Below are 25,611 nucleotides of genomic sequence, written 5' to 3'. Positions count from 1 at the left end.
GACGCCCCCCGCGCCCCTTTCACCCAGTGACATGCCCGCCTAAATCGGCCCCGACCGGCCCAGCAGCACCATGCCGTCCTCACCCCGCGACGTACCCGCCGACAACAGCCCCCTCCGCTGTCCGCCTACAACGGGCCGGACGCCCGGGACAGGATCATCGGCCCGAGCCCCAACCTGGCCGCCCGCACCGCCTCCTCCTCTTCGGGCGACAGCGGCTCCCGCCCCTTCCCGCCCACCACCGGCCGCACGTACGTACGGGTCTCGCTACGCCCGTTGATCGAGGTCAGCACGATGCCGTCGCCCAGCCCGTTGATCATCGCCACCGAGAACGACAGCCGCCCGGTCATCTCGGAGAGCGCGTCGTACCGGCAGACGGCCACGTCCCTGATGGCCTTGAGATCGCCCATGCCCTCGCCGGTCTGCCGGGCGAGCATCCGCTGGCAGTCCTCCACCGCCGCTCTGGCCTGCCGGAGCGAGAGATACCCGAGGAATACGCCGCTGACCCCGGCGACGACGCCCACGATGACCCATGTGGTAACGAGCACGGCACAGACAGTAATGGCTAGGTCATGCGATCTGACGCCGTTTCGGCAACCAGGACACCAACAACCACACGAGGACCAGCGCCCCGAGCCCGAACCCGTTCTGAACGATCTTCCCGAGCACCAGGCTGACCCCCGGGATGTCGGCCGCCTTCAACGAGACGCCCCACCAGGGGATCGGCAGCACGTAATAGAGCCACACGCCCGCCGCCACCCGCAGCCTGACCGGGTCGCGCCCGTCGCCCACGATCGCGCCGAGCACCACGACCACCCAGGCGAGGTGGTGGATCCAGGCGACGGGCGAGAGCAGCACGGCCATGAGCCCGACGAGGGCGACCGCCGTGAGCTGGTCATTCGCCCGGTACGCCTCCCGCGCGCCGCGGAACCCGTACCACCCGACCACGGCCACGATCACCACCCAGATCACGGTTGTCGCCGTCTCAGGCAGGTAGAGCCGGATCAGCATGCCGCGGATCGACTGGTTGGTGGTGCCCGCGTTCGAGCCGAGGCGCTCGGGATCGAGCAGCGCCGAGAACCAGAACTGCGACGCGTCCCGCGGGATCACCGCGAACGGCAGCAGCGTGAGCACCGCCGTCGTGAACGCCGCCATGAAGAACGTCCGCCACTGCCGCGTGACCAGCAGGTGGATCAGGAAGACGCCCGGTGTGAGCTTCACGGCCGTGGCCAGCCCGATCAGGAACCCCCGCGGCCACCAGGGCCGCTTGACCACGCAGTCGGCCAGGCACAACGCGACCAGCAGAATGTCCACCTGCCCGAACCGCACCTGGTCCCTGATCGGCATCAGGTACGTGCAGGCCACCATGAGCAGCGCGAACACCCAGGGCACGTACTTCCTGAGCGCCTGCCTGAACGACAGCCACACGGTCACGGCCAGCGCCGCGAATATCCCGGCCGTCCAGACCCACTGGGCCGTCCCCCACGACATCTCGGCCAGCGCCACGGCCAGCATGGCCGCGACAGGCGGATACGTGAACGGCAACAGCTGCGGAGCCGGTGTGACATAGTCGTACACCGGCCGGCCCTCGAGCAGCATCTGCCCCCCGGTACGGTAAACGTCCAGGTCGACCAGCCGCTGGTCATCCGGATTGGTGAGCCACACGACCACCAGGGGCGCCACGGCCGCCGCGACCACGAGCACCACGACCGCCCACGCCCACCACTGCCGCCGTACCACCCGCACCTCGCCACTTGTCACGATGTGGCACGTTACCGTGGCTGTTGTTGATCGAGGGCAAACAATGGGGGTCCGTACATGCCACACGCCACGCCCACCCGGGACGGCGCCCACCCCGCACAACCCACCCCCGCCCCGATCACCACGATCACCCCGGCCCCCACGCCTGCCGCCGCTCAGCACACCACCGCGCGAGCCGCTACCCAGGCCGCCGCCGACCCCGCCCATCACCCAACCGCTGACGCGACCCAGCACACCGCCACGAACGCCGCAGACGCCTTCCGGCACGCTGCCACTCACGCAACCGCAGACGCCTTCGGGCACGCCGCCGCTCACAGCGCAGGCGCGGACGTCGCCGGGCATGGCATCGCCGCCCTCACCACCCCTCACGCAGCCGCAGACACCGCCCATCACCCAACCGCTGACGCGACCCAGCACACCGCCACGAACGCCGCAGACGCCTTCGGGCACGCCGCCACTCACGCAACCGCAGACACCTTCCGGCACGCCGCCACTCACGCAGCCGCAGACGCCTTCGGGCACGCCGCCACTTACGACGCAGCTACGGACGCCACCCGGCATGGCGTCGCCACGCAAGCCACCGTGCACCCCGGCGCGCTAACGCCGAAGCACCACACCTCAGCCGCCTACGCCGCCGCCAGGCTCACGCCCGCGCACGTCTCCGCCAGCTCTGTGCTCCAGCCGACCTCCAAGGCAGGAGCACCCAAGCGCGCCCCCGCCACGCAAGCGAGCCGGCGCACTCTCGGCACCCTCGCCACCCAAGCGAGCCGCCGCACTCCGCCCACCCTCGCCACCGAAGCGAGCCGCCGCACTCCCTCCACCCTCGCCACCGAAGCGAGCCGCCGCACTTCCCCCACCCTCGCCACCCAAGCAAGCCTGCGCACTCCGCCTACCCTCGCCGCCGAAGCGAGCCGCCGCACTCTTCGCACCCTCGCCCTCACTCTGGCGCTGGGCCTGGCCACCGCAACCGGCCTATGCCTTACCCCATCCCCTGCCTCCGCCGCCACGACATCCCCCGGCACGCCGGCCCGAGCAGCAACCCCAGCAACAGCAGCCGAGGACTCATCCGCCACCGTTGCACGGCAGCACCAGCAGTTCGCCCAAGGCCTCGATCAAGCCCACGTGGCCCTCATCGGTGTGCCCGGCCTCGAATGGAGCGACCTCAACCCATCCCGGACCCCCAACCTGTGGTCTCTCCTCAGCCAGGGCGCCTCCGCCTCCCTGTCCACGCGAGCCGTGCCACCCCCGGACCGCGGCATCACCTGCCCCACAGCGGGCTGGCTGACCGTCTCAGCAGGCCAGCGAGCCGGTACGGCAGGCAAGGGCTGCCTCCAACCCCCCACCCCCCAACTCACCGGGGAAGCAGCCAAGATCCCGAACTGGCCCGCCCTGACCGCGTACCAGTCCGAAACCGGGTTCGACGCCCAGCTCGGCACGCTGGGCCAGCTGGTTACGGACAACGGAGGCAAGGTCGCCGCCATTGGCCCAGGCGCCGCACTCGCCGGAGCCGACAAGTCAGGAAATATCGCCAAATACGCTCCCTCCCTTGACGCCGCCGGCGACCTGACCCCGTACAACCTGATCATCATGGACGCCGCCGACCTGGCAACCGCCTGGACCGCGCAGCCGCTGGACGAGTACGGCGTCCCCACCCCGCTCCCGGCCGCAGCCCGCCAGGCGGCCGTGACCAAGGCGGACCAGCAGATCGGCGCCCTGATCGCCAAGCTGCCCCCCAACACCACCACCCTCGTCGCCGGCATTTCGGACGTGTCCCCGCTCGCCCACCTCCACGTGGCGATCGCCAAGGGCCCGTCACCGAGCGGCCGGCCGTACGACCACGGCTACCTCACGGCCACCTCCACCCGCCAGGACGCCCTGGTCACCATCACCGACCTCACCGCCACCGCCATCCAACTCCTGGGCCTCCCCGCCCCACGCCAGGTAGTCGGCCGCCCCTGGCAACCCAACGGCCCAACCGCCGCCACACCGGCCGAAACGGTGGCGGAACTGGCGGACGGCGACCTGGCCAGCCAGGTGCTCCGAGAAGTACGCGGCCCGTTCTTCGCCGTCCTCGTGACGGTCCAGCTCCTCTTCTACGCCTTCGCCGCCCTGGCCCTCCGCCGCCGCCGAGACACCGCTTCCTCCGCTCCTCCCGGCACCACGCCTCCCTCCACCAGCTTCCCGTCCACCGAACCCCCCGCCACCAACCTCCCAGCCGCCGAGTCCTCGCCCAGCGACTCCTCAATCACCGGCCCCTCGATCGCCGACCATCCATCCACGCAACCCCCTGCCACCAACCTCCCGCCCACGGAACCGCCGTCCGCCGAACACCCGTCCAGCGAGCGGTCTCCCATCGGGCGCTCGTCCACCACGCAGGAAGGCACCTCCGCACTCGGCACTCCGGGCGGCGATTTCGCGAGCACCTCCAAGCTCCTCAGATCCGTTCAGATCGTCGCGGTGATCAGCGGGGCCATCCCCATCTCCACGTTCCTGGCCCAGCTGGTGCCCTGGTGGACCCTGCCCGTACCGATGCTGTCGGTGATCGTGACGATCGTGGCCATCGCCGGGTTGATCACCGCTCTGGCCTTCGCCGGTCCGTGGCGGGCGCACGTGCTGGGCCCGCTCACCGTGGTCGCCGCCGTCACCTCCCTCGCGCTCCTCATCGACGTCATGACCGGTTCCAAGCTCCAGGTGAACGCAGTGACGGGCTACGAGCCCGTGACCGGGGGTCGCTTCTACGGCTTCAGCAACATCGCCTTCGCCGTCTACGCCACAGGCACCATCCTCGGACTCGCAGGCGTGGCCCAGTGGCTGCTCAGCCGGGGGGTGTCCAGGGTCGTGGTCGTGGCGGCGTGCGCCCTTTACGGGGGGCTCGCGGTCTTCGCGGACGGATGGCCTTCGTGGGGAGCTGACTTCGGCGGTGTGCCGGCGTTCGTGATCGGCATGGCGGTCTTCCTCATCCTGCTCTCCGGCAAACGCGTATCGCTGTTGAGGCTCCTGCTCGTCGGGGTCGTGGGGATCGCGCTCGTGGGGGCCCTGTCGGTGTTCGACTGGCTGCGCCCCGAATCCCAGCGCACCCACCTGGGCAACTTCGTTCAGCAGATCATCGACGGCCAGGCGTGGACCGTCGTCGGGCGCAAGTTCAGTGCCATGATCGGCGTAACCGTCGGAAACTGGTCACTGACCCTCCTCTCGCTGGTCGCACTGGCCTTCCTGTTCCTGATACTCGACCGGCCCTCGCGATGGGGCGCCTCCGCTCTCGGCCAGGCCTACCGTCTGGCCCCCACCCTGCGCGCCGGCCTGTTCGGCGCCCTCACGTGTGCCTTCGTCGGCTTCCTCATGAACGACTCCGGCATCGCCATCCCCGCCATGGCCCTGACGGTGGCCGTGCCGCTGACCCTGGCCGCCTGCGTCCGCGCCCTTCAACTCACCACCGTTCCTACGGACTGAGGGCTGAGCCGAACGCCGACGCCCACGATGAGCGCTCACCCTGGGACGCGCCGCGCCCGAGCCGGAGCCGCCGCCGGCGGGAGGCGTTCGAGTCTGGCAGCTCGCCATGCCCACAGGGCCAATGCCGCCGTCAGGGCTAGCAGCAGCCACGCGAGTTGAGGCCGGACCACCTCCCTGAGCCAGTCGAGATCCTCCGGCTGCCCCTCCACTCTGGCCGGGAGGTAGGCCAACGACAGGACCAGCAGGTGGGCGACCACGAACCTGTCCACTGTGGAGGCCGCCACCAGCGCCAGCAATCCGAGGGCCAGTCCGTCGTACCAGGGGAGGATGTACGGCGTGGCGAATACGTAGGCGACCATCAGGCCGGCCGCCACGACCGGTGCCTCAAGCCCGCCGTTGGCGTGCGGTGCCGTCCAGCGGTTCGACCAGCGACCTGCGCCGTTGCTCGTCGCACTGTCTGCGTCGTTACGCCCCCCACTGTCTGCGTCGTTACCAGGTCCGCTTCGTGGGTCGTCACTCGGTGCGCCTGGTGGGACGTCACCCATCCGGCCCGGCGTATGGTGGCTCGCTCCGCTTGAGACGGACTTTCCTGGTCCGATTGTCGGTGGGTGGGTCACTGCGCTCGATGTGGCGTTGCCCGGCTCGCTCGCCGCCTGGTGGCTCGTTGTGGGGGACGTGTGGTGGCCGGGCCCGTTCGGTGGGAGGGGGGCTGCCTCGCTGCTCGGAGGGAGGCCTGGTCGGCGGGAGCGGGAGGCCAGGCGGAGCAGGGACCAGGCGAGGAGTGCGAGCACCAGGAGTGAGCCGATCTGGATCTCTCCTCGGTAGGCGCTGCCTGTGCCCACGATGGACTGGAGCCAGCCCTGGACGAGCTTCCAGAACGAGGCGTGGGAGATCGACTTGCTGGTGCGCGTCATCGGGGCGATCGCTTCCGGGCCGACGATCGCGTACCCGATGACCACCACGGCGAGTGCGCAGGCCGCCATGAGGGCCAGGCGGGCGGGGCGGCGTCGTAGCTCCCAGGCGGGGCCGAGGGCCACGAGGCCGGCATTGACCTTGATCGCCACGCCCAGCCCGAGCAGGACGCCGGACCCTGTGGGACGGCTCCTGGCCAGGAGGGCGGCGACCATGCAGGCGATGGCGAGGGTGTCCACGTGCATTCCTGCCACCAGCTGGTAGAGCAGGAGGGGGTTGGCCGTCCACAGGAGCGCGGCGCGCAGGCGCCTGGCCGGGTCGTCTCTGGTGAAACGGTCGATGAGCAGGCCCGTCGCTATGAACGCGGCGGCGTTGAACAGGGCCAGCACGAATATCGTCAGGCGGAGGGAGTCGCCGCCGATCCAGCTCGCCACCGCTTGCACGGCCGTGGCCACCGGGCCGTACACGCTCGGCTCCTCGCGCCAGGGCTCCTCGACCGCGTCCGCGATGGGGTCGCCCGGCAGGTCCACCGCGCCATGGGTGTACGGGCTGAGGCCCAGTGTCACCATGCGGCCGTAGGCGGCGTAGTTGAGGTGGTCGCCGGAGCCGGACGGCGGGAGGAATGCCAGGATTGCGGCGGCTGTGCAGCCGATGAGGACGATGAGGCGGGCGTTAGGCGGCGTCCACAGCCTGCTCGACAGTGCCCCATGCTCGGGGAGCTTTGGGGAGCGGGTCAGGGTGAGGGCGGTCAGGAGGCCGAGGCCGCCCAGGATGATCGCGCCGGCGGCCAAGGCGATCACCAGGTAGGGGTTGGGGTGAACGTCCAGAGAGTACGGCGGCTGCCAGCTCGGGCCGGTCAGCGCGGGCACCATCGGGGATGGGCCGAGAAGGCCGATGACGATCGTCAGCAGGATCGAGGCGCCGATCGCCGCCGTGGCCGGCCCTGCGAGCCGGCCCCGTGCCTTTTCGTGCCGCTTCTCCGAAGTCACCGGCAAATTCCAGCACACTCGCGAGGGGGCTTCGGCCGGACGGGACCCTCCTGTGGATAACCGGGATCAGGCCGTGGTTGCCTGTGGAGGGGAAGGCCACCGCCCTGGTCCGAGAAGGGAAAAGGGCCTTGTGGTCGTCACCAGGTGTGGAGATGGTCAGTGATTGGGGCGGATTTTGTTGAGGTTTTGGGCGATTAGCGGCTCTCGCGTGGCTAGCGCAAGGGCCACGTCCCTGAGCTGGATCGCTCGATGGAGCTGGGCTCGCCAGTCCGTCCCCGTGGCGCGGTGGGCCATGTCGACCTCGACCTCCACGATCCGGTACCCCTTGTGGAGCAGGTCGATCGTCAGCGCCGTCTCCACCCCGAACCCGTGCGCCAGCGGACGGGCCGCCTCGAAAGCGGCTCTGGTGAGGCAGCGCTGGCCGTTGAGCGGCTGGGCGGGCTCGAAGCCGGTGGCCCGGCGGATGCCTTCCTTCGACAGGCGTACGACCAGGCCGTGGCCGCCCAGCTTCACCCTGGTCGTGAAGACCGCGATGGTCATGTCGGCCTTGCCCGCCCGTACGGGCTCGATGAGGGGTGCGGCGGCGTGAGCCGTCTCGCCCAGGTCGGCGTCGAGGAAGAGCAGGTGGCGGGGGGCGGCGTCCTCGTCGAGGAGACGGACGGCCTCCGCGCCGGTCTCCATCGCGGCGGCCTTGCCTCTGTTGCGGCTGTGGCGCACCACCTTGGCGCCGGCCGCACGGGCCACTCTGCCGGTCTGGTCCCTCGAACCGTCGTCCACGACCACGACCAGGTCCACGCCGGGCAGGGCCGCGGCGGCCTTGACGGTGGCCGCGATGCGATCGGCTTCGTTGGCGGCCGGGATGATGACCGCTGTGTCGCCGCTGCTGCTCACCGAGCGCCACCTCCGCACACGACGCTTCCGTTTCTCCTCAGCCGAGCGCCGGGGCCGAGGCCGAGGACGACGTCCGGGCCGCGCCCGGCGACTCGACCCAGGCCGTGACTCGCGACCCGACTCGGGCCGTCATTGCCACCGTAGCCGACGTTCCGGCCACGGTCGGTACGGCGGCGGCAGCACAGCACGTTGTGAGGCGGCTGCGACGCGCCACATCTGGCGGCATTCACCGCCTCGCGCAGGGCCGCGTTCACGACCCCGTGCAGGGCCCCATGCAGGGCCCCATGCAGGGCCGCGTGCAGAGGCGGGAGCGCTGCCGCGCTTGACGTCCCATGCGCAGGCTGAGGCACTGCCGTCCTGCGGGTCCCATGGGCGGGCCGCGGCGCTACTGTCCTGCGGGTCCCATGGGCGGGGCGCGGCGCTACTGTCCTGCGCGGCCCATGCGCAGGCCGCGGCGCTGCTGTCCTGTATGTCCCAGGTGCGGGCCAGAACGCCGCTGTCACGCAGGATGTCTTCGCAGGTCGCGGTGCTAATGTCCCGCGCGACGGCGACGCGCCCCCAGGAAGCGGTGCTGTGCTCCTGCGCGGCGTGTCCCCAGGTCGCGTCGCCGGAGTCCTGGGCGAGGCGTCCTCAGAGCGCGCCGCAGGTGTCCGGTGTGCTGCATGCGCGAGCAGCGGCGCCGCCGTCCAGCGCGCCGCCCCTGCGGCCGGGGTCGAGGCGACCCCGCTCTGTACGTCCTCGGATCCGCACACGGATCCCGTCATGAGCCCTCGGATATGAGGAACTCCTGCGGCACCTCGTCGTACACGGTGAACACCGAGTCGAGCCCGGTGACCTGCAGAATCTTGCGGACCGCAGGACGCGGGGCGGCCACGTCGAGCGCGCCTCCCTGCTCCTTCATCCGCTTGAGCGCAGACAGCAGGACGTTCATCCCCGTGGAGTCGCAGAAATCCACGGCGGACATGTCGATGACCACTCGGCTGGGTCCTTCCTGCAGCAGCCGAGTGAACTCGGACTGCAGGTGAGGCGCCGTATAGAGGTCGATTTCTCCGGTGATGGCAACGAGTGCGCACCCGGCATGTGATCGAGTCGAGACCTTGAGCTCCACATGGGCAGGCTAGCGGCGCGGAGGCTTCCGGTCACGTTGTCACGCCGATAGGGCAACCACCGGTTTTTGTCCTCCGTTTGGGCTCCATGGAAACGGAGAGTACGCGAAGCTTGACAGCGTGACACCGGACACGGCACGACTTCACGGCGAAGGAGGGGCTGGGGCACGACAGACGGGTCCCGCGACGATGAAAGCAGAAAAACCTGAAGACCCTCAGCGTCAAGGGCTCCGAGAGCGCCTGGAGAACATCCTCATCCGTACGGAGAAGGCCACCTCATGGCATGACGAAGCAGAGCGCCTCCGCAGCCTGGTCAACCGCGAAGGCTACGTCCCCATCCGCACCCGGCTCGCGATCGAGGACCTCGACTTCCTGGGCGGTGCCCGGGCTGATCTGCTCAGGTTCTTGGAGCTGGGGCTGAGGTTGCTCGAACTCCATCAGCCGCGGGACGCGGGAGGCATCACCAGCGACGCGGCGCATCCGATCCTGCGGTGCCGGAGCTGCATGTGGCGCTGGCCCTGCCCGACATTTCGAGCGATGTCGGAGTCGTTCGGCACCTCCAGGGATACGGCGGAGCCGGAGCTCCCGGAGAACGCCTGAGGGCTCCGAAGACCCAGGTCAGGAACGAGTGCCCGGGGCGGTCAGCCGGCGACCAGGGGGAGCCGGATCTCGAACCGGCACCCCGGCCCGTCGTTGACCACCCCGATCACCCCGTCGTGCGCCTCCACGATCCCTTGCGCGATGGCGAGCCCCAGCCCCGCCCCACCGTCGGCCGTAGGGGTACGAGCGGCCTCCCCCCGGAAAGCGACCTCGAACACCCGCGGCAGGTCCTCCTCAGGAATCCCCCCGCAACAGTCCGCGACCGACAGACAAGCCATCCCCTCCGCGTCCACCCCGGCCCGCAGCACCACCGTCCGGTCCGACGGCGTGTGCCGGATGGCGTTGACCACGAGGTTCCGCAGGGCCCGCCCCAGCGCCCCCGCGTCGCCCTCCACCGGCAGGGACGCCGGCGCCTCGGCCGTCAGGACCACCCCCTTGGCCCTGGCCAGCGGCTCGGCCCCGGCGACGGTGTCGGCCACGAGATCGGCCAGCCCGATGCGCGAACGCGACAGCCGCAGCGCCCCCGCGTGGATCCGCGACAGCTCGAACAGGTCGTCCACCATCCCCGAGAGCCGTTCCACCTCCAGCTTGATCTGGGCGTGGTAGCGCGCGACCGTCAGCGGATCGGACACCACCCCGTCCTCCAGCGCCTCGACCATGGCCCGCATCCCGGCCAGCGGCGTACGAAGATCGTGGCTCACCCAGGCGACGAGCTCCCGCCGCGCCCCTTCGAGGGCCCGTTCCCGCGCGTACGCCTCCTCCAGGGTGTTCGCGATGGTCTGGAGCTCGGCCGGCAGCCCCAGGGGCGCGGTGAACGGCACGGCGCGCACGGCGTCCACCAGCCGCCGGCTCTCCGAGACCACCCGTCTGGCCAGCACGAACGCCACCCCGAGCCCCACCAGCCCGCCCACGGCCACCACGCTCAGCACGAAGTCCTTGACGGGACCCTCGATGATCATCTTCATGATGATCGCCACGACCCCCGCCAGCGTGGCCGTCACGGCGACCACCACGACGACGGCCATCATCACCCCGATGGACCTGGTGCGCAGCCGCCACATCACCCCGATGCCCAGCAGCGCGACCACGAGCCCGAGCCCGGCCGCCACCGCCAGGACCATGGGCAGGTCACCGGGCCGCGGCATCAGGAACCACCCTCCATCGGCTCATACCGGTAGCCGACCCCCCACACCGTGACGATCCTCTGCGGCTCGGTCGGATCCGGCTCGATCTTCTCCCGCAGCCGCCTGACGTGCACGGTCACGGTGGAGGAGTCGCCGAACGACCACCCCCACACCTGATTCAGCAGCGCGGAGCGGCTGAAGGCCTGCCGCGGATTGCGCATGAGGTGCGCCAGCAGATCGAACTCCCGCGCCGTCAGCATCACCTCGTCCCCCCGCAGCCGGACCTCGTGCGCCCCCACGTCCACCACCAGGTCCCCGTCACGCAGCACCCCGGTGCCGCCGGTGACGGACGCCCCCCGCGCCCGCCGCAGCACCGACTGCACGCGCAGCGCGAGCTCCCGCGGGCTGAACGGCTTGGTCACGTAGTCGTCGGCCCCCGTCTCCAGCCCGACCACCCGGTCGATCTCCTCGCCGAGCGCGGTCAGCATGATCACCGGTACGGGCCAGCGCTCCCTGAGCTTCCTGCACACCTGCAGCCCGTCGAGCTTGGGCAGCATCAGGTCCAGCACCATGAGGTCGGGCGGATGGGCCAGCGCCCTGCGCAGCGCCTCCACCCCGTCGCCGACGCATTCGACCTCGTGACCGTCGCGCTCCAGATAGCGCGCGACGACCTCGGACACGGTCGGGTCATCATCGACCACCAGGATGCGCGTGTTCACGACTTCACGGTACGACCGCGGAGCAGGTAACCGTCAGGCACGTCATTGCTTCGTAAGCCTCGCGGATCATGGCCGGAGGACGTACGGTGGCTCCATGGGTAGAGTCGTGATGCTCGTGCTGGGGACCCTGCTGGGTCTCTTCGTGCTGTTCAATTTCCTGCTGCCGATGCTGGTGGGCCTGGTCAAGATCGCTCTGATCATCGGGGTGATCGCTCTGCTCGTCTTCGTCGCGGTCACCGTGGTGGGCAAGTCCTCCCGGTCGCATTGACGTTCCTGCTGTTCGACCCGTGGCTGGTCGGGATCACCATGCTGGCGATCCTGCTGCTGGCCACGTGGGCAGCGACGATTCTGCCCATCCTCAGTGGGGAGCCGCCGAGCTTTCCGCTGAGTTACGCGCGCCGCACGGCCTTCCAGCGGCAGCGCGACCCTGACGCGGCCGGTCGCTCGCGTCCACGAGCCCCTTAGGCATGCCCCGCTTCTTCGTCAAGCGGGGCTCCTCGAACGAGTGAGCCCTTTTCCCTCATCTCACTCCAGGTAGGGCTCATGATCGATTCCCTTGTCACGTTCGTCATCAGCATGTCCGGGGGCAGTGCCGCGCTGGGCATCGTGCTGTTCACCCTGGCCGTACGGCTCCTGCTGCTGCCCCTGAACGTCCGCCAGACCCGAGCCATGAAGATCCGCCAGCGGCTCGCCCCCAAGCTGCGCGAGCTGCAGAAGCGCCACGCGCGCAACCCCGAGCGGCTGGCCAAGGAGACCTCCGCGCTCTTCGCCAAGGAAGGCACTTCGCCGTTCGCGGGGTTCCTGCCGATGCTGGTGCAGCTTCCGTTCATGTGGCTGATGTTCAGGGTGGCCACGCATCCGACCGCGCTGGCCGGACACACCCTTTTCGGCGCTCCGCTGGGTCAGCAGGTCGCCGGGGTGATGGCCAATTTCGGTCTGGTAAGTGTGCCGTTTTTGGTCTTTGTATTGGTCATCGCGCTGGTCGTGGTGGTGGCATGGTTCTCCGCCAGGAACATCACGATTTCCGAGGACCAGCCGGACTGGTTGAAACGGCTCCTGCCGTGGATGCCGTACGGCTCCGTGCTCGCCGTGCTGGTGCTGCCGCTCGCGGCCGGGCTCTATCTGCTCGTGTCCATGGCATGGGCCACGACCGAGCGGGCGGTGCTGGCTAGCCGGCCTCTCTGAGGGCTGTGACCTGCCCGTTCATCGACGCGCGAGGAGCGGGCAGGATCGCCCACACCGTGGTCGTGTCGCCGTCGTGCCGGACCCCCCAGCTCTCCGCCACGTACTCCACGATGCCGAGCCCCCGGCCCCCGAGCGACGACAGGGTCGGGCGGCCCGCGCGCGGCTCGGTCGCCGCGCCCCCGTCGCTCACCGCCACTTCGATGTGATCGTCACTGCGCAGCCACGCAACTCTCACCATCCCCGACGGAAGGGGATGCGCGTGCCTCAGCGCGTTGCTCAGCAGCTCGCTCACCACGAGCACCGCGTCGTCGATCGCTGTCGAAAAAACCCCGCTGTCCTGCAGCTCAGTGCTCAGGCGCTGGCGGGCGACGGCGACGCTGGACGGCGCGTACGGCAGCAGCACCACGCTTGACACACCCACCTCCCCGTTCCCTGTGCCCCCCGCGGGAACACTCCCCGGTACGACCGAAATGCCCCGTTACTCGATCCCAGAAACCGCATCTCGATCACAGCTTGTACACATTGGACGATAGATCAGCTCAACTGTGACCACCTCGTTACCGCCTCGGTGTGTCGGATCCGATAGTGAAACTAGCCCCCGGATGGTCGTGCTCATGGCCTCACTTCGTGAGGCGGCTCGCTCGCTCAGACCCGCCGCCTTCCCTCGCAGCTCATGGCCTCACTTCGTGAGGCGGCTCACTCGCTCAGACCCGCCGCTCGCAGCTCGAGACGCATTCGTGTGCCGCCTCCGGGTCTCGGGTGCGCGCTCACGTCTCCGCCTTGGGCCCTGGCGAGGCTGCGGACTATGTAGAGACCGAGCCCCACTCCACCAAACCGTCTCCGGTCGCCGCTGTCCACCTGGACGAACCTCTCAAAGATCCGCTCTCGGTCAGTCGGGGCGATACCGACCCCCTCATCGTCCACGACCACGACGACGTTGCCGGCCTCGGGCCAGGCCTCCACGCTGATCAGCCCGCCCTTGGGCGAGTACTTGAACGCGTTCTCCAGCAGCTGCCCCAGCACGATGTCCGTGGCCAGGGCGTCCCCCAGCACGTTCGGCAGCCCGTCCTGGATGACGACCTCGACCCGGTGCTTGTCCGACAGCGCGGGCAGCCCGAGCGTGGCCGCGTCGATCCGCTCGGCCAGGTCGAACTCCTCGATCCGCACCTTGAGCTCGTCGGCCCCCGCCCTGGCCCCGAGCAGCAGGTGGTCCATGAGCTCGCCCAGCGACCTGGCCCGCTCGGCGATCGTGTGCACGGCCGAGCGGCGCTCCGGGTCGCTCATCTTGTCCCAGCGCCGGTCGAGCGTGCTGGCGAACCCGCGCACGATCGTGATCGGCGTACGCAGCTCGTGGCTGGTCGTGGCCAGGAACAGGTCCTTGGCCTCCTCGAGCTCCTTGGCCGTGGTGACGTCGCGGAAGTCGATGACCACCTCGCCGGTCTCCTCGATCCGCGCGCTCACCACGTCCAGCCACCGCCCGGTCTCCATCTGGAACGTGACCTTCTCGCCCGGCTTGGGCAGCGGGAACGGCGGCGGCCCGCCGATGACGGCCTCGGCCGGGAACGCGGTGAGCTCGGCGGCGGCCGGGTTCCACCGGACGACCCGCCCCGATCCGTCGAGCACGGCGATGCCGTCGGCGCTGGCGTCGAAGACGGCCTGCTCGTGCGCCCGCTGCCGGACCGCCTCCTGGTAGGCCACCGCGTTGCCGACGGCGATGCCCGCGTGGCCGGCCAGGAGCTCCAGCAGCTCCAGTTCGAGGTGCCCGGGTGTGCTCTGGGCGAACAGCGCGTACAGGGCCCCGTACGGGCGCCCTCCGACGGCGGCCAGGCCCAGCGCGATCGTGTGCAGCCCCTTCAGCCGGGCCCAGACCAGGTCCTCGAGCCCGTTGGACTCCAGCATGACGGTCTTGCCGGTGCGTAAGAGCTTGTCGACGAGGCTCGTACGCAGGTCCGTGGTGGTGCCCCTGATGGCCTCCGGCAGCTGGTACGTGCTGACCAGCCGTAACCGCTCGCCCTCGATCAGCACGAACCCGCCCGCGTCGGCCCCTGTGAGCTCCGTGAGGCTGGCCGAGATCCGGTCGAGCACGGCCGACAGCTCCAGCTCGGAGTTGATGTCGCCGACCACGTCGGTGAGCCGGCGCACCAGCCTGGCCCGGCGCGCCATGCGGTCCTTGGCCACCTGGTCGGCCCGCGCGAGGTGGTGCACGCAGACGTACCCGGCCACGGAGCTGCCCAGCCGCAGCGCGCTGATGTCGACGCGCACGTCGAGCACGGTCCCGTCGTCGCGTAAGCGCTTGGTGCGGACCGAGACCTGGCCGCCGGTGCGCACGCGTTCGAGCACGGCGTTGTGCTCGGCGGTCAGCTCGCCCGGCACGATCGGCGCCCGGCGCCCGAGCATCTCCTCCGCCGTCCACCCGAACAGCCGCTCGGCCGCCTCGTTCCAGACCAGTACGCTCTGATCACGGTCGACGACCACGACGGCGTTGGGCGAACCGGCGAGGGCAGCGCGAGCTATCTCGTCGTCACTACCGGCCCATTCGTCCCCCACTCCTCCATAGTGCACGTGGCGTGGTGAGTGCGTCGGGCGATCCGTCCGATACGCTGCGGTCACGGTGATTCTCGGCGGCAGGGAGGCTGGTGGCATGTCGAGCGGCGATCTCGATGCCCTGTTGCGCGTGACCTCCAGCACCTATCGAGGTGAGACACATCCTGACATCGCGTTCGGCACCTATGACGGGGCCGTCGGAAGGCTGGTGCTCGCGGTCACCGGCAAGGGCATCGCGGCGTGCAGCTTCGAGCCGGAAAACGCGGTGTACGAGCTGGTCACCAGGCACGTGGGCAGCTTCATCGGGCCGGATCCGCGCCGGCTCGACCCGGTGCGCAGGGAGCTGGACGCCTACTTCTCGGGCCGCCTGCGCGCGTTCGCCACGCCCGTCGACCTGACGCTGGCGACATCCTTCGCCCGCACGGTGCTGCAGAAGACGATAGCGGTCCAGTACGGCACCACCACGACGCTGGAGGAGATCGGCGCGAGCATCGGCAGGCCCCGCGCGCTGCGGGCGATCGGCAACGCGCTGGCCTCCAACCCCGTGTGCGTGATCGTGCCGTGCCACCGCGTGGTGCGCGAGGACGGCGCGCTCGGCGACTACGCGGGCGGCGCGGCCGCCAAGCAGCACCTGCTCAACGTCGAAAAGCGCGCGTCGACCAGCTGATCAGCAGGGTGACCAGCACGGCCACGACGGCCGCGCCGAGCGCCCCGTTCATCCACGGCTGCCGGGTGAAGCCGATGGCGTCGCGGACCTGCTGCCAGAAGCCGTCCCACGGCCCGACCGTGGGCGTGGAGGTCGTCAGCCAGTACGCCACGAAGCCGAGGGCCCACGGCACCAGCCGCGACCAGCGCGAGGGCGCGTTCTCCGCGGTGTTCCAGCTCCGCGAGCCGCCGAGCACGAAGTAGTCCACGGCCAGCACCGCGAACATCGGCACGAACACCGCCCCGATCACCCCCAGGAACGCCCCGTACGAGTTGACGTCCACGACCAGGGCGATCGTGACGCTCAGCACGCCGATGGCGACGGAGAACAGGCGCCGGTCGACCCGCGGCATCAGGTTCTGCAGCGAGACCGTGGTGGAGTAGACGTTGGCGAACGACTGGTCGGTCTCCCGCAGCACCAGGATCGCGAAGAACAGCGCGCCCAGCGGCACCGCCACGAACGCGCCGAACACCGACGTCCCGTCGGCCGCCACCTTGTCGGCCCCGGCCACGGCCACCGCGAACACGCCCAGGCCCAGGCAGGCGACCTGGGCCAGCGTGTAGCCGCCGACCACACCGGTGAACGCGGCCCTGCTCGACCTGGAGTGCCGGGCGAAGTCGGCCGCCATCGGCACCCACGACACCGACAGCGCGATCACGTAGTCCACCGCCGGGGCGAACGCCGTCCAGGACCCGCCGGTCTGCGCGGGCGCCCTGGTCAGGAAGAACCAGGCGAACCAGACCATCGACACGATCACGCCGATGGTGACGTACCGCCGCAGCAGCCTGACGGACCCGAGCGGCCAGATCGTGAGCGCGGTGGTCAGCACCCCCGCCGCGATCACCCACACCTGGTACGGCACGGCGCCGAAGATGGCGCTGGCCGCCTTGGCGATCACCCACAGCTCGAACGCGGCCCAGCCGAGCATCTGGACGATGTTCAGGACCGTGGGGACGTACGAGATCCGCGCCCCGAACAGGCCCCGCAGCAGCACCATCGCGGGCTGCCCCGTCTGGGTGCCGGGGACGGCGGACAGGCCCACCATGGCGGTGCCGATCAGGCTGCCGACCACGGTCGCGAGGAGCGCGGCGGTCAGGCTGAGCGGAGCGCCTGGCACGGGGTTGAGCAGGAGCAGCGCGCCGGAGAAGCCGAGGAGGCTGACTCCGAGGTTCGCCCAGAGCGCACCCTGATCGAGCACGCCCAGGGTCTTCGGCGGCCTGCCTTCGAGAGTCAGCGGAACTTCGTCGACGACATGCGTCATCGCACACTCCCTACGCCGGCATTACCCGGACAGGTTCAGGCGGTCGGCAGCGGATCTATGACTGCCCTCTCAGCCCGGCACACCCCGAGCTCCCGCGACGATCTGCAGTTGGCGCCCTCATCATGCCTCAGTGGCGGCGAAACCGCCACAGGGGGTCTTTCTACGCCACGAAAGGCTGCTGCCCGGTCTCGCTGACCATCGGGCGGCGCGCGAACTCCCACGACTGCATGCCGCCGCCGACGTTGACGGCGTCGCGCCCGAGCTGGTTGAGCCAGGCCGCGACCTGCAGGGACCGGCCGCCCACCCGGCAGACGACGTAGACCGTGCGGTCGCCGGGCACCTCGTCCACCCGCCCCTGAATCTGCGTCATGGGGATGTGCACGGCCTCAGGGGCGTGCCCCGCGACCCATTCGTCCTGCTCACGGACGTCGAGCAGGTAAGCGTCTGCCGGAACGGCACTGGCCTCGATCTCAGGAACGGTCATGACTCCATCATCTCGCGCCTGGCGTCGTAGGCCGCACGCGCCGCGGCGATCTCCTCCTGGTGCGTCTCCGTCCAGGTGACCAGCGACTTGATGGTCTCGTGCAGCGTGCGGCCGAGCGGTGTGAGCGCGTAGTCCACCCTGGGCGGCACGACGGGATGGACGGTGCGGCTGACCAGGCCGTCGCGCTCCAGCTGGCGCAGGGTCACGCTGAGCATGCGCTGGCTGACGCCGTCGATCTCGCGGCGGAGCTGGGTGAAGCGCAGGCTCTGGCAGTCGAGCAGGGCGATCACGAGCAGCGACCACTTGTCGGCGATGCGGTCGAGGATCTGGCGCACCTCGCAGTCCTCGCGCGTGTCCCACTGGCGCACGTCGTAGTCGTCGAGCGGTTCCACAGTGCCTTCTTCCATCTCGCTCATTTGAGAAGGCGGGACAGCCGGCGGTCGGCGAGGGGCTTGCCGCCGGTCTGGCAGGTGGGGCAGTACTGCAGCGAGGAGTCCGCGAACGACACCTCGCGGATCGTGTCGCCGCAGACGTCGCACGGCTGCCCGGCCCGGTTGTGGACCCGCAGTCCCGACTTCTTCTCCGCCTTGAGGTCCTTGGCCGCCAGCCCCTGCGCCCGCTCCACCGCCTCCGCCAGCGTGGTCACGATGGCCTCGTGCAGGTCGGCGATCTGCGCGTCCGTCAGCGTGGCCGCGATCTTGAACGGGGACATCCTGGCCGCGTGCAGCACCTCGTCCGAGTACGCGTTCCCGATGCCGGCGATGATCTTCTGGTCGCGCAGCAGCCCCTTGATCTGGGTGCGGTTGCCGCCCACGATGCGCTTGAGCGCGTCGACGGTGAAGGACTCGTCGAGGGGGTCGGGGCCGAGGGCGGCGACGCCGGGGACGTCGTCCGGGTTCTTGGTGACGTAGACGGCCAGGCGCTTCTGCGTGCCGGCCTCCGTCAGCTCGAACCCGGGCGCCAGGCCCTCCTCGTCGGGCGCCAGCCGGACCCGTACCGCGAGCGGACCCTTGCCTGGACGTACGGGCTTGGCGCCCGACAGGTCGTCGCGCCAGCGCAGCCACCCCGCCCGGGCCAGGTGGATGACCAGGTGGAGGCCGTCGCAGTCGAGGTCGAGGAACTTGCCGTGCCGCGCCACGCCGGTGATCGTCAGCCCGCCGAGCGCGGTCACCGGCGGGTCGAACGTCTTGAGCGCCTGGATGGCCACCACGTCGACACCCAGGACCGTGCGGCCCACGGCGCGTTCGCGCAGGAAATGGGTGAGCGACTCCACTTCGGGAAGTTCCGGCATGTCCCCAGGGTACGTGCGCGTCCGGCCGTCCACAGCCTGTGGACGGCTACGGCACGCTCCAGAAGGCCAGCTCGTGCGCCATCCCCTCGGCGAACAGCTCCTCGGCCCGCGCCGGGTCCGGCGCGGCCTCGTCGATCATCTGCGCGATCCGCGCGGTGAGCGCCGCGAACGCCGGATCCGCGTACGTGTCCACCCACGCCCGATATCTCGACTCAGCAGGCGAATTTTCCGCCAATATCTGTCCGAGACTCGAATATCCCCACATACACGGATAAAGCGCCGCCAACCCCTCCCCGTACGACGCCGCCGACTCCAGCAGGAACGCCGTGTACGTCACGCACGCCGGCCCCTTCACCGCCCCCTCCAGATCGGCGCCGAACTCCGCCGACAACGACCTGTGCAGCCTCAACTCGTCGTGGTACGTGGTGTGCGCCAGGTCCACCAGGTCACCCAGATGCCCGTCGGGCGCCTGCCAGGCCAGCCGCGCGAACACCCGTACGTAGTCGAGCAGGAACAGGTAGTCCTGCTCCAGCCACGACCTGAACACCGGCTCGGGCAGGTCGCCACGCGCGATGCCGGCCACGGTCGGATGCTCGAGCTGCGCCCGCAGCAGCGGGCGGCCGACCGCGTGCAACTTCTCCGAGATAGTCATGGCTGGGAGGTTAGTGTCGAAGCATGACTGTGACGATCGCCGAAGAGCTGCTCCTGCTCGCCCTCCACGACGAGAAGGGCACGCCGCTCGTCGCCGGCACCCAGCTCGACCCGGCCCTCGCCGGCGCGCTCCTCGCCGAGCTGGCCGTCAACGGCCGGCTGGAGCTGTCGGACAAGAAGGTGACGGTCACGGACCCGTCCCCCCTCGGCGACTCCGAGCTGGACGCCACGCTGGCCCGCATCGCCGAGGAGGGCAAGGAGCGCAAGCCCGCCTGGTGGGTCCAGCGGCTGCAGTCGGCCAAGCTGCGCAGGCGCCTGCTCACCAGGCTGGCGGAGTCGGGCGTGCTGACCGAGCAGCGCGGCAAGGTGCTGGGCGTCTTCCCCACGACGCGCTGGCCCGAGGCCAGCCCCGACGTGGAGGCCGCGGTCAGGGACCGGGTGGCCGGCGCGCTGGCGGGCGCCGACCCCGACGCCCGCACGGCCGTCCTGATCGCCATCGCGCACGCGGCCAAGCTCGACCGCAAGGCCTTCCCCGAGGCGAGCAGGAAGCGCGTCAAGGAGATCGCGGAAGGTGCCTGGACGGCCGACGCGGTCGCCCAGACCATCGCCGCCATCAACGCGGTCATGATCACGACGATCACCGCGGCGACCGTCGCCGCGACGACCACCACGACCGGGTGAGCCGCGCTAGTTGCCGGTGTCGATGACGTCCTTCGGCACCGCCTTGTCCGCCTTCAGGGCGTTGAAGAGGGCCAGCGCCTTGGGCCGGTCCGACTTGATCGCGTCGCCGCCGTCCGCCAGCCGCTCGGTGCCGCCGAAGGGGACCACCGTCGTCACGGGGCTGTCGCCCATCGCCAGCCCCAGCGACAGCAGGTCGAAGGCGCCCGTGCCGCCGTCGACCGAGACCGCGTCGGTGGCGCTCATCGCCAGCGGGATCGACGTGAACGGGTTGATCAGCACGCCGGGGCTGGCCGCCTTCTTCACGACCGCGCCCAGGAACTGCCGCTGCCGCTTGGTCCGCTCGAAGTCGGGCAGCGCGCCGCCCTTTCTGGTCCGTACGTAACCCAGGGCCTGGGCGCCGTTGAGCACCTGCGTGCCCTTCTTCAGCTTGAGCCCGGCCTTCGGGTCGTCCACGGCGGCCCGTACGTTGATCTCGACCCCTCCGATGGCGTCCACGATCCCGACGAACCCGGCGAACCCGATCTCCATGTAGTGGTCGACGTGCACGCCCGTGACCGACTCCACGGTGCGGACCAGCAGCTGCGGCCCGCCGTTGTAGGCGGCGTTGAGCTTGTTGCGCCCCTTGCCCGGGATGTCGACGGCCAGGTCGCGCGGCAGGCTGACCAGCGTCGGCTTGTCGCTGCCCTCGGGGATGTGCAGCAGCATCATCGAGTCCGTACGGTTGCCGCCGGTCGCCCGGCCCGTGGCGAGCTTCTTGCGCTCGGCGGCCGACAGGCCCTTGCGGCTGTCGGAGCCGACGAGCAGCCAGTTGGTGCCGGGGGTGTCGGCGGGACGGCCCGTGTATTCGTCGAGCACGCCGTCGATGCCGGCGATCCTGGAGTTGATCCAGAAGAACATGCCCACGCCCGCCACCAGCAGCACGACCAGGAGCCCGGCGACGATCTTCAGGATCGTCTTGCCGGAGACCCGCCTGCGGGGCTTCGAGGGGTCCGAGGGACCGCGCCTCGACCGCAGCGGCTCCATCGGGCTGCTGCCGGAGCGCGCCCGGCCGTACACGCGCGAACGGCCCTGGGGCGGCTCAGGCGGGGCGGAGCCGGGAGAGGCGGCGCCTGACCCCGGCTCGGGGTACTGCGGGGCCACAGGCAGCTTGTGCGTGGGCGCGCCCGCCCCCCCGGCGGGCGCGGACGGGACCTGGTGGCCCGGCGCGCCCCCGGCGCGCAGGCCGTCACCCGGCCTCGGCGGCAGCGGGCGGCCGTCGCCTGGCGAGCGCATGGCCCGCGTCCGGTCGTCCTCAGACACTTCGCCTTCTTCCCTTCGATTTGTCATAAACGCTACGTCGAACCCCCCACCAGTGAAGACACTCGGCCAAGGTTTTCCTATGGAAAAGTACGCGGAACCAGGGAAGAGTCACCGCCGGAAACATAGATGCCACCAGCATCGTTACGGTTATGGACGACCTCTATCGAAGGGAAGATCGTGTCCGCTCCGGACCCGTGGAGTCTTTGCCCGTGCGCCAGCACGGGTTCCTCTGAGAGCTCACCATGGTGAGCGCCTATCTGGGCCTGCTGGCCCTCATCCTCCTCACGGCGGCGACCGGCTACTTCGTCGCTCAGGAGTTCGCCTTCGTGGCCGCCGACCGCGCCCTGCTCCGCGAGCAGGCGGCGGCGGGTGACCAGGCCGCCGAAAAAGCGCTCCAGGTCACATCCCGCCTCTCCTTCATGCTCTCCGGCGCCCAGCTCGGCATCACCGTGACCGCACTGCTGGTCGGCTTCCTGGCCGAGCCCGCGATCGCCACGATCGTACGACCATGGCTGGCCGACACCGGACTGTCCGACACCATGATCACCGGACTCTCGGTCGCCATCGGCGTCTTCGTGGCGACCGTGGTCCAGATGGTGCTGGGCGAGCTCGCGCCCAAGAACCTGGGCATCGCCAGACCGGAGCCGGTGGCCAAGTTCCTGGCGGGCTCGACGCTGGTCTACCTGGCCGTGGTGGGCCCGGTGGTCAAGCTGTTCGACTCGGCGGCGACCGGCCTGCTCAGACGCGTGGGCATCGAACCGGTGGAGGAGGTGGAGCACGGCGCGACGCCCGAGGAGCTCTCCCGCATCATCGAGGAGTCGACCATGGCGGGCGAACTCCCGCCGAGACTCTCCGACCTGCTGGAACGGGCCCTGGAGTTCGGCGACCGCACCGCGGAGGAGATCATGGTCCCCCGCCCGCGCGTCGTCGTGCTGCGCTCCGAGCAGCCCATCTCGGACCTGATCGAGATCATGCGCAGCTGCGGCCACTCCCGCTACCCGGTCCTCAACGAGGACGGCGACGTCATAGGCGTGACGGGCGTACGAGAGTTCCTCTCGTCGGGCCTGCAGGAGGGCGAGATGGCGAGCATCACCCGCCCCGCCCTGCTGGTCCCGGACTCGGTCCCGCTCCCCGCCGTGCTCGACCGCATGCGCGTGGCCAAGGACGACATCGCCTGCGTCATCGACGAGTACGGCGGCCTGGCCGGCGTCATCACGGTCGAGGACCTGGCCGAGGAGCTGGTCGGCGAGCTGGTCGACGAGAACGACCCGGAGCCGGCCGGCGTGGTGGAGCACCCGGGCGGCATCTGGGAGGTCCCGGGCAGGCTGCGGCTGGACGAGGTCGAGCGCGCCACCGGCGTCGCGCTCCCGGAGAGCGACGACTACGACACCCTCGCGGGCCTCGTCCTGGCCAAGCTGGGCAGGATGCCCGACGAGGGCGACACGGTCACGGTGCCGATCGAACAGGACACCGACCCCTTCGCAGAAGACGAGCAGGAACACCTGGCAGAGCTGACAGTGATATCTCTCAACCGCAGAGTGCCCGAGTGGGTCCGCGTGGCCCCCGTCCAGCACGCGGAGGCGGCCCGATGACCATGCTCGTCGTCAGCCTCGCACTGCTGGCCTTCAACGCGCTCTTCGTGGCCGCGGAGTTCGCCTTCGTCTCCGCCAGGCGCCACCGCCTGGAGGAGATCGCCTCCCGCAACAACCGCCTGATCAGGGTGGCGGCCAGGTCGGCGGTCGGCGGCACCAAGCAGCTCTCCCTCATGCTGGCGGGCGCCCAGCTGGGCATCACGCTGTGCACCCTGGGCCTCGGCCAGGTGACGGAGCCCGCGATCGAGCACACCCTGGAGCCGGTCTTCGCCGCCCTCGGCGTCCCCGAGGGCCTGCGCATGCCCATCGCGCTGACGATCGCCCTGGCCCTGGTGACCTTCCTCCACATGGTGGTGGGCGAGATGGCGCCGAAGTCGTGGGCCCTGACGCACCCGGAACGCTCGGCCCTGCTGCTGACCGTCCCCTTCCGCGCCTTCACCTGGGTGATGCGCCCGCTCCTGTCGTCCCTGAACGGCCTGACCAACCTCATCCTGCGCCTGTTCGGCGTCCAGCCCAGGAACGAGCTGGTCACGACCAGGACCCCCCGCCAGCTGGCCATGCTGGTGGGCGAGTCGGGCCGCATGGGCCTCCTGGACCGCGACGAGCACGACCTCCTGACCCGCGCCCTCCGCCTGGACGACGAGGGCATAGAACGCCTGATGATCCCGATCAGCCAGGCGGTGATGGTCCCGCCCCAGGCGAACGCAGCAGAGATCAGAGAAGCAGCGGCCAAAAGCGGCCACCTGAGACTCCTGGTGGGCACCCCCGGCGACGTAAGAGGCGCCCTCCACGCCAGAGACGCCCTCCTGCAACCGGAAAGCAAGGCAGAAGACCTCTGCCGCCCGCTCCCGAAGCTCCCCTGCGTAACCCAGGTCCCTGAGGCGGTGACAGCCCTCCAGGAGGCAAGAGCCCACCTGGTCCTGGTGACGGCTCAATCAGGCGACGTCATCGGCATGGTGAGCCTCACAGACCTCCTGGGCGAACTCCTGGACACCAGAACCCTGGCCACTGTGACGTAAAACACACCGACAAGTCACCCGAAAGCAGGTTGCAACCAAACGGGCGTACCGTCAAAACACGGCACGCCCGTTACCAACAGGTTCTTGAAAAGAGAGACGCCCCCTCTTGCGATCCCTCAAACACTTCGCCAATGTGGGTCTGCCATGACAGACGACAGACGCAGCGATGGAGGGTCTGGGAGCCCACTCCCAGACAGGGGGGTCCGGGGGATCTCCCCCGGAAAACGCTGGGGGTCCGGGGGTTATCCCCCGGGAGAAATGACGAAGGGACTCGCGGGAGCAAGCCTGAAAGGCTTGCGACCAGGAGTCCCCAGTCACCGAAGTGGGCGAGGAGGGATTTGAACCCTCACGTCCTTTCGGACACACGGACCTGAACCGTGCGCGTCTGCCGTTCCGCCACCCGCCCTTGTGGGTGCGGAAAGAACACTAGCACGGAACAGCCACTGGTACTGAACCCGGATACGATCGCATAAGACACGGGAGCGGAGGAGCTGGGCGCGACAGCCGACGAGCGCCAGGGATGCCGTGACGTGGAACGAGCGGGAACCGGGCGCCGGACGCGTCTGGGGGCCGCGATCATATGCACGGAGGAAGGGAGGTACCCGGTGGGAGTCCTTCAGCGCTTCGAGCGAAGGCTCGAAGGCTTGGTTGAGGGGGCCTTTGCGCGGGCGTTCAAATCTGACCTTCAGCCGGTCGAGGTCGCCAGCGCGGTTCAGCGGGAGATGGATGAGCGTGCGGCGATCGTCGCTCAAGGTCGCACGCTCGTGCCCAACGACTTCGTGGTTGAGCTGTCCACGACCGACAGCGAACGGCTTGAGGTCTACGCCGACAGCATCAGTCACGAGCTGGCCAACCTCGCCAGGGAGTACGCCAAGGAACAGGGCTACTCCTTTGTGGGACCGGTCCGGGTCCGCTTCGAGACCGCCGGCGATCTGGCTGTGGGGCTGTTCCGCATCAGGTCCGGCGTCATCCGCGGCGCGACGGTCGAGCAGGACGAGATTCGCCAGCCGGCGAGCGACCTGCCTCCGTCGAGGCCGAATGCGTTCAACGGGCGGCCCAGGCTGCTCGTCTCCACTCAGGACGACCCGCAGGGCGACCGTTCCTACGAGCTCACCACTCCGGTGACCTTGCTCGGCAGGGGCACCGACTGCGATCTTCGTCTGGTCGATCCGGGAGTCTCGCGGCACCATGCGGAGTTGCGGGTCGAGGGCCAGATGGTGGTCCTCGTCGATCTCGGGTCCACCAACGGCACTTTCGTCAACGGCCAGCCGGTACGCAGGATCGAGCTCCAGAACGGCACGCGAGTGACGTTGGGGCGCACGACCCTGGTGTTCCGGCGCGATTAGGGG

General features: G+C 69.8%; 25 protein-coding genes, 1 tRNA gene and 1 riboswitch. Of the genes, 10 read left to right on the top strand and 16 right to left on the bottom strand.

What is annotated here, in order from left to right; translation table 11 throughout:
• Window positions 1-125 precede the first annotated feature (125 nt).
• Window positions 126-545: a DUF4446 family protein gene (locus tag H4W80_RS36480; RefSeq protein WP_318787231.1), complete on the bottom strand. Its 420-nt coding sequence runs from the start codon at window positions 543-545 to the stop codon at window positions 126-128.
• A 22-nt stretch (window positions 546-567) separates the two neighbouring features.
• Complete coding sequence (locus tag H4W80_RS36475) at window positions 568-1,758, bottom strand: glycosyltransferase 87 family protein (RefSeq protein WP_318787230.1); 1,191 nt, start codon at window positions 1,756-1,758, stop codon at window positions 568-570.
• Between the two features lie 1,122 nt (window positions 1,759-2,880).
• Between H4W80_RS36475 and H4W80_RS61510 the strand changes: the two genes are divergently transcribed.
• On the top strand, window positions 2,881-5,208 hold the full coding sequence (locus H4W80_RS61510; protein ID WP_318787229.1) for a hypothetical protein: 2,328 nt from the start codon (window positions 2,881-2,883) through the stop codon (window positions 5,206-5,208).
• A gap of 35 nt (window positions 5,209-5,243) precedes the next feature.
• On the opposite strand, the gene mptB is transcribed toward H4W80_RS61510, so the two are convergent.
• The 3 genes from mptB to H4W80_RS36455 form a co-directional block, all read right to left on the bottom strand.
• Window positions 5,244-7,109: a polyprenol phosphomannose-dependent alpha 1,6 mannosyltransferase MptB gene (gene mptB, locus H4W80_RS36465; RefSeq protein WP_318787228.1), complete on the bottom strand. Its 1,866-nt coding sequence runs from the start codon at window positions 7,107-7,109 to the stop codon at window positions 5,244-5,246.
• 156 nt (window positions 7,110-7,265) lie between these two features.
• Window positions 7,266-8,000, bottom strand: a complete 735-nt coding sequence (locus H4W80_RS36460; RefSeq protein ID WP_192789217.1) for a glycosyltransferase family 2 protein — start codon at window positions 7,998-8,000, stop codon at window positions 7,266-7,268.
• A 760-nt stretch (window positions 8,001-8,760) separates the two neighbouring features.
• Window positions 8,761-9,108, bottom strand: coding sequence for an STAS domain-containing protein (locus H4W80_RS36455; RefSeq protein WP_192789216.1), 348 nt, complete (start codon window positions 9,106-9,108; stop codon window positions 8,761-8,763).
• A gap of 187 nt (window positions 9,109-9,295) precedes the next feature.
• Here H4W80_RS36455 and H4W80_RS36450 point away from each other — a divergent pair, with 187 nt between their 5' ends.
• Window positions 9,296-9,706 carry a hypothetical protein gene (locus H4W80_RS36450; RefSeq protein ID WP_192789215.1) on the top strand — a complete coding sequence of 137 codons (411 nt, stop codon included), beginning with the start codon at window positions 9,296-9,298 and terminating at the stop codon, window positions 9,704-9,706.
• 41 nt (window positions 9,707-9,747) lie between these two features.
• Here the strand turns inward: H4W80_RS36450 and H4W80_RS36445 are convergent, their stop codons facing one another.
• Both H4W80_RS36445 and H4W80_RS36440 read right to left on the bottom strand, forming a co-directional pair.
• Complete coding sequence (locus tag H4W80_RS36445) at window positions 9,748-10,851, bottom strand: sensor histidine kinase (protein WP_192789214.1); 1,104 nt, start codon at window positions 10,849-10,851, stop codon at window positions 9,748-9,750.
• Window positions 10,851-11,549 carry a response regulator transcription factor gene (locus H4W80_RS36440; RefSeq protein WP_192789213.1) on the bottom strand — a complete coding sequence of 233 codons (699 nt, stop codon included), beginning with the start codon at window positions 11,547-11,549 and terminating at the stop codon, window positions 10,851-10,853. The genes H4W80_RS36445 and H4W80_RS36440 overlap by 1 nt, the downstream gene beginning before the upstream one ends.
• A gap of 94 nt (window positions 11,550-11,643) precedes the next feature.
• Between H4W80_RS36440 and H4W80_RS36435 the strand changes: the two genes are divergently transcribed.
• The 3 genes from H4W80_RS36435 (at window position 11,644) to H4W80_RS36425 (ending at window position 12,734) form a co-directional block, all read left to right on the top strand.
• The gene (locus H4W80_RS36435) at window positions 11,644-11,817 is read left to right on the top strand and encodes a hypothetical protein (RefSeq protein ID WP_185079462.1); all 174 of its coding nucleotides are present in this window, start codon (window positions 11,644-11,646) and stop codon (window positions 11,815-11,817) included.
• Window positions 11,814-12,014, top strand: coding sequence for a DUF6412 domain-containing protein (locus tag H4W80_RS36430; RefSeq protein ID WP_192794451.1), 201 nt, complete (start codon window positions 11,814-11,816; stop codon window positions 12,012-12,014). Before H4W80_RS36435 ends, H4W80_RS36430 begins: the two co-directional genes overlap by 4 nt.
• Window positions 12,015-12,092: 78 nt before the next feature.
• The gene (locus tag H4W80_RS36425; RefSeq protein WP_192789212.1) at window positions 12,093-12,734 is read left to right on the top strand and encodes a YidC/Oxa1 family membrane protein insertase; all 642 of its coding nucleotides are present in this window, start codon (window positions 12,093-12,095) and stop codon (window positions 12,732-12,734) included.
• On the opposite strand, the gene H4W80_RS36420 is transcribed toward H4W80_RS36425, so the two are convergent.
• Complete coding sequence (locus H4W80_RS36420) at window positions 12,718-13,149, bottom strand: ATP-binding protein (RefSeq protein WP_318787227.1); 432 nt, start codon at window positions 13,147-13,149, stop codon at window positions 12,718-12,720. The genes H4W80_RS36425 and H4W80_RS36420 overlap by 17 nt on opposite strands.
• 281 nt (window positions 13,150-13,430) lie before the next feature.
• Entirely contained in the window at window positions 13,431-15,281 is a 1,851-nt protein-coding gene (locus H4W80_RS36415) for a PAS domain-containing sensor histidine kinase (RefSeq protein WP_318787226.1), read from the bottom strand.
• 94 nt (window positions 15,282-15,375) lie between these two features.
• On the opposite strand from H4W80_RS36415, the gene H4W80_RS36410 reads away from it, so the two are divergent.
• Window positions 15,376-15,945, top strand: a complete 570-nt coding sequence (locus H4W80_RS36410) for a methylated-DNA--[protein]-cysteine S-methyltransferase (protein ID WP_192789209.1) — start codon at window positions 15,376-15,378, stop codon at window positions 15,943-15,945.
• On the opposite strand, the gene H4W80_RS36405 is transcribed toward H4W80_RS36410, so the two are convergent.
• The 5 genes from H4W80_RS36405 to H4W80_RS36385 all read right to left on the bottom strand — a co-directional run bounded on the left by H4W80_RS36405 (window position 15,914) and on the right by H4W80_RS36385 (window position 19,672).
• Complete coding sequence (locus H4W80_RS36405; RefSeq protein ID WP_192789208.1) at window positions 15,914-17,245, bottom strand: purine-cytosine permease family protein; 1,332 nt, start codon at window positions 17,243-17,245, stop codon at window positions 15,914-15,916. The two genes, H4W80_RS36410 and H4W80_RS36405, sit on opposite strands and share 32 nt — an antisense overlap.
• A riboswitch (TPP riboswitch) is annotated at window positions 17,236-17,351 on the bottom strand. (Overlaps the previous gene by 10 nt.)
• A gap of 54 nt (window positions 17,352-17,405) precedes the next feature.
• Complete coding sequence (locus H4W80_RS36400; RefSeq protein ID WP_185069715.1) at window positions 17,406-17,729, bottom strand: rhodanese-like domain-containing protein; 324 nt, start codon at window positions 17,727-17,729, stop codon at window positions 17,406-17,408.
• Window positions 17,726-18,136 (bottom strand): winged helix-turn-helix transcriptional regulator, encoded by a 411-nt coding sequence (locus tag H4W80_RS36395; protein ID WP_192789207.1) that lies wholly within the window; start codon window positions 18,134-18,136, stop codon window positions 17,726-17,728. The genes H4W80_RS36400 and H4W80_RS36395 overlap by 4 nt, the downstream gene beginning before the upstream one ends.
• A 5-nt stretch (window positions 18,137-18,141) precedes the next feature.
• Window positions 18,142-19,020: an Fpg/Nei family DNA glycosylase gene (locus H4W80_RS36390; protein WP_192789206.1), complete on the bottom strand. Its 879-nt coding sequence runs from the start codon at window positions 19,018-19,020 to the stop codon at window positions 18,142-18,144.
• A 46-nt stretch (window positions 19,021-19,066) separates the two neighbouring features.
• Window positions 19,067-19,672, bottom strand: coding sequence for a TenA family protein (locus H4W80_RS36385; protein WP_192789205.1), 606 nt, complete (start codon window positions 19,670-19,672; stop codon window positions 19,067-19,069).
• A gap of 23 nt (window positions 19,673-19,695) precedes the next feature.
• Between H4W80_RS36385 and H4W80_RS36380 the strand changes: the two genes are divergently transcribed.
• On the top strand, window positions 19,696-20,352 hold the full coding sequence (locus H4W80_RS36380; protein ID WP_192789204.1) for a GOLPH3/VPS74 family protein: 657 nt from the start codon (window positions 19,696-19,698) through the stop codon (window positions 20,350-20,352).
• A 6-nt stretch (window positions 20,353-20,358) separates the two neighbouring features.
• On the opposite strand, the gene H4W80_RS36375 is transcribed toward H4W80_RS36380, so the two are convergent.
• A complete protein-coding gene (locus tag H4W80_RS36375) occupies window positions 20,359-21,651 on the bottom strand; it encodes an LCP family protein (RefSeq protein ID WP_318787225.1) in 1,293 nt (430 codons plus the stop codon).
• Between the two features lie 242 nt (window positions 21,652-21,893).
• Here H4W80_RS36375 and H4W80_RS36370 point away from each other — a divergent pair, with 242 nt between their 5' ends.
• Window positions 21,894-23,243, top strand: a complete 1,350-nt coding sequence (locus H4W80_RS36370; protein WP_225963855.1) for a hemolysin family protein — start codon at window positions 21,894-21,896, stop codon at window positions 23,241-23,243.
• A complete protein-coding gene (locus tag H4W80_RS36365; RefSeq protein ID WP_192789203.1) occupies window positions 23,240-24,262 on the top strand; it encodes a hemolysin family protein in 1,023 nt (340 codons plus the stop codon). Before H4W80_RS36370 ends, H4W80_RS36365 begins: the two co-directional genes overlap by 4 nt.
• A gap of 323 nt (window positions 24,263-24,585) precedes the next feature.
• On the opposite strand, the gene H4W80_RS36360 is transcribed toward H4W80_RS36365, so the two are convergent.
• Window positions 24,586-24,668 (bottom strand) — tRNA-Leu (locus tag H4W80_RS36360).
• Between the two features lie 199 nt (window positions 24,669-24,867).
• Between H4W80_RS36360 and H4W80_RS36355 the strand changes: the two genes are divergently transcribed.
• Window positions 24,868-25,608, top strand: coding sequence for an FhaA domain-containing protein (locus tag H4W80_RS36355; RefSeq protein WP_185069709.1), 741 nt, complete (start codon window positions 24,868-24,870; stop codon window positions 25,606-25,608).
• Window positions 25,609-25,611 lie beyond the last annotated feature (3 nt).

It is taken from the genome of Nonomuraea angiospora (assembly GCF_014873145.1).
Classification (GTDB): Bacteria; Actinomycetota; Actinomycetes; order Streptosporangiales; family Streptosporangiaceae; genus Nonomuraea; species Nonomuraea angiospora.
The sequence above is the reverse complement of the archived record's forward strand: the minus strand, read 5'-3'. Positions and strand labels throughout refer to the sequence as shown.

What these genes read in the sequence shown, in the direction of transcription:
- H4W80_RS36450 (WP_192789215.1), top strand. Translation starts at nt 9,296, where the DNA reads ATGAAAGCAGAAAAACCTGAAGACCCTCAGCGTCAAGGGCTCCGAGAG.
- H4W80_RS36365 (WP_192789203.1), top strand. Translation starts at nt 23,240, where the DNA reads ATGACCATGCTCGTCGTCAGCCTCGCACTGCTGGCCTTCAACGCGCTC.
- H4W80_RS36405 (WP_192789208.1), bottom strand. Translation starts at nt 17,245, where the DNA reads ATGACGCATGTCGTCGACGAAGTTCCGCTGACTCTCGAAGGCAGGCCG.
- H4W80_RS36385 (WP_192789205.1), bottom strand. Translation starts at nt 19,672, where the DNA reads ATGACTATCTCGGAGAAGTTGCACGCGGTCGGCCGCCCGCTGCTGCGG.
- H4W80_RS36435 (WP_185079462.1), top strand. Translation starts at nt 11,644, where the DNA reads ATGGGTAGAGTCGTGATGCTCGTGCTGGGGACCCTGCTGGGTCTCTTC.
- H4W80_RS36370 (WP_225963855.1), top strand. Translation starts at nt 21,894, where the DNA reads ATGGTGAGCGCCTATCTGGGCCTGCTGGCCCTCATCCTCCTCACGGCG.
- H4W80_RS36400 (WP_185069715.1), bottom strand. Translation starts at nt 17,729, where the DNA reads ATGACCGTTCCTGAGATCGAGGCCAGTGCCGTTCCGGCAGACGCTTAC.
- H4W80_RS36395 (WP_192789207.1), bottom strand. Translation starts at nt 18,136, where the DNA reads ATGGAAGAAGGCACTGTGGAACCGCTCGACGACTACGACGTGCGCCAG.
- H4W80_RS36390 (WP_192789206.1), bottom strand. Translation starts at nt 19,020, where the DNA reads ATGCCGGAACTTCCCGAAGTGGAGTCGCTCACCCATTTCCTGCGCGAA.
- H4W80_RS36445 (WP_192789214.1), bottom strand. Translation starts at nt 10,851, where the DNA reads ATGCCGCGGCCCGGTGACCTGCCCATGGTCCTGGCGGTGGCGGCCGGG.
- H4W80_RS36410 (WP_192789209.1), top strand. Translation starts at nt 15,376, where the DNA reads ATGTCGAGCGGCGATCTCGATGCCCTGTTGCGCGTGACCTCCAGCACC.
- H4W80_RS36425 (WP_192789212.1), top strand. Translation starts at nt 12,093, where the DNA reads ATGATCGATTCCCTTGTCACGTTCGTCATCAGCATGTCCGGGGGCAGT.
- H4W80_RS36380 (WP_192789204.1), top strand. Translation starts at nt 19,696, where the DNA reads ATGACTGTGACGATCGCCGAAGAGCTGCTCCTGCTCGCCCTCCACGAC.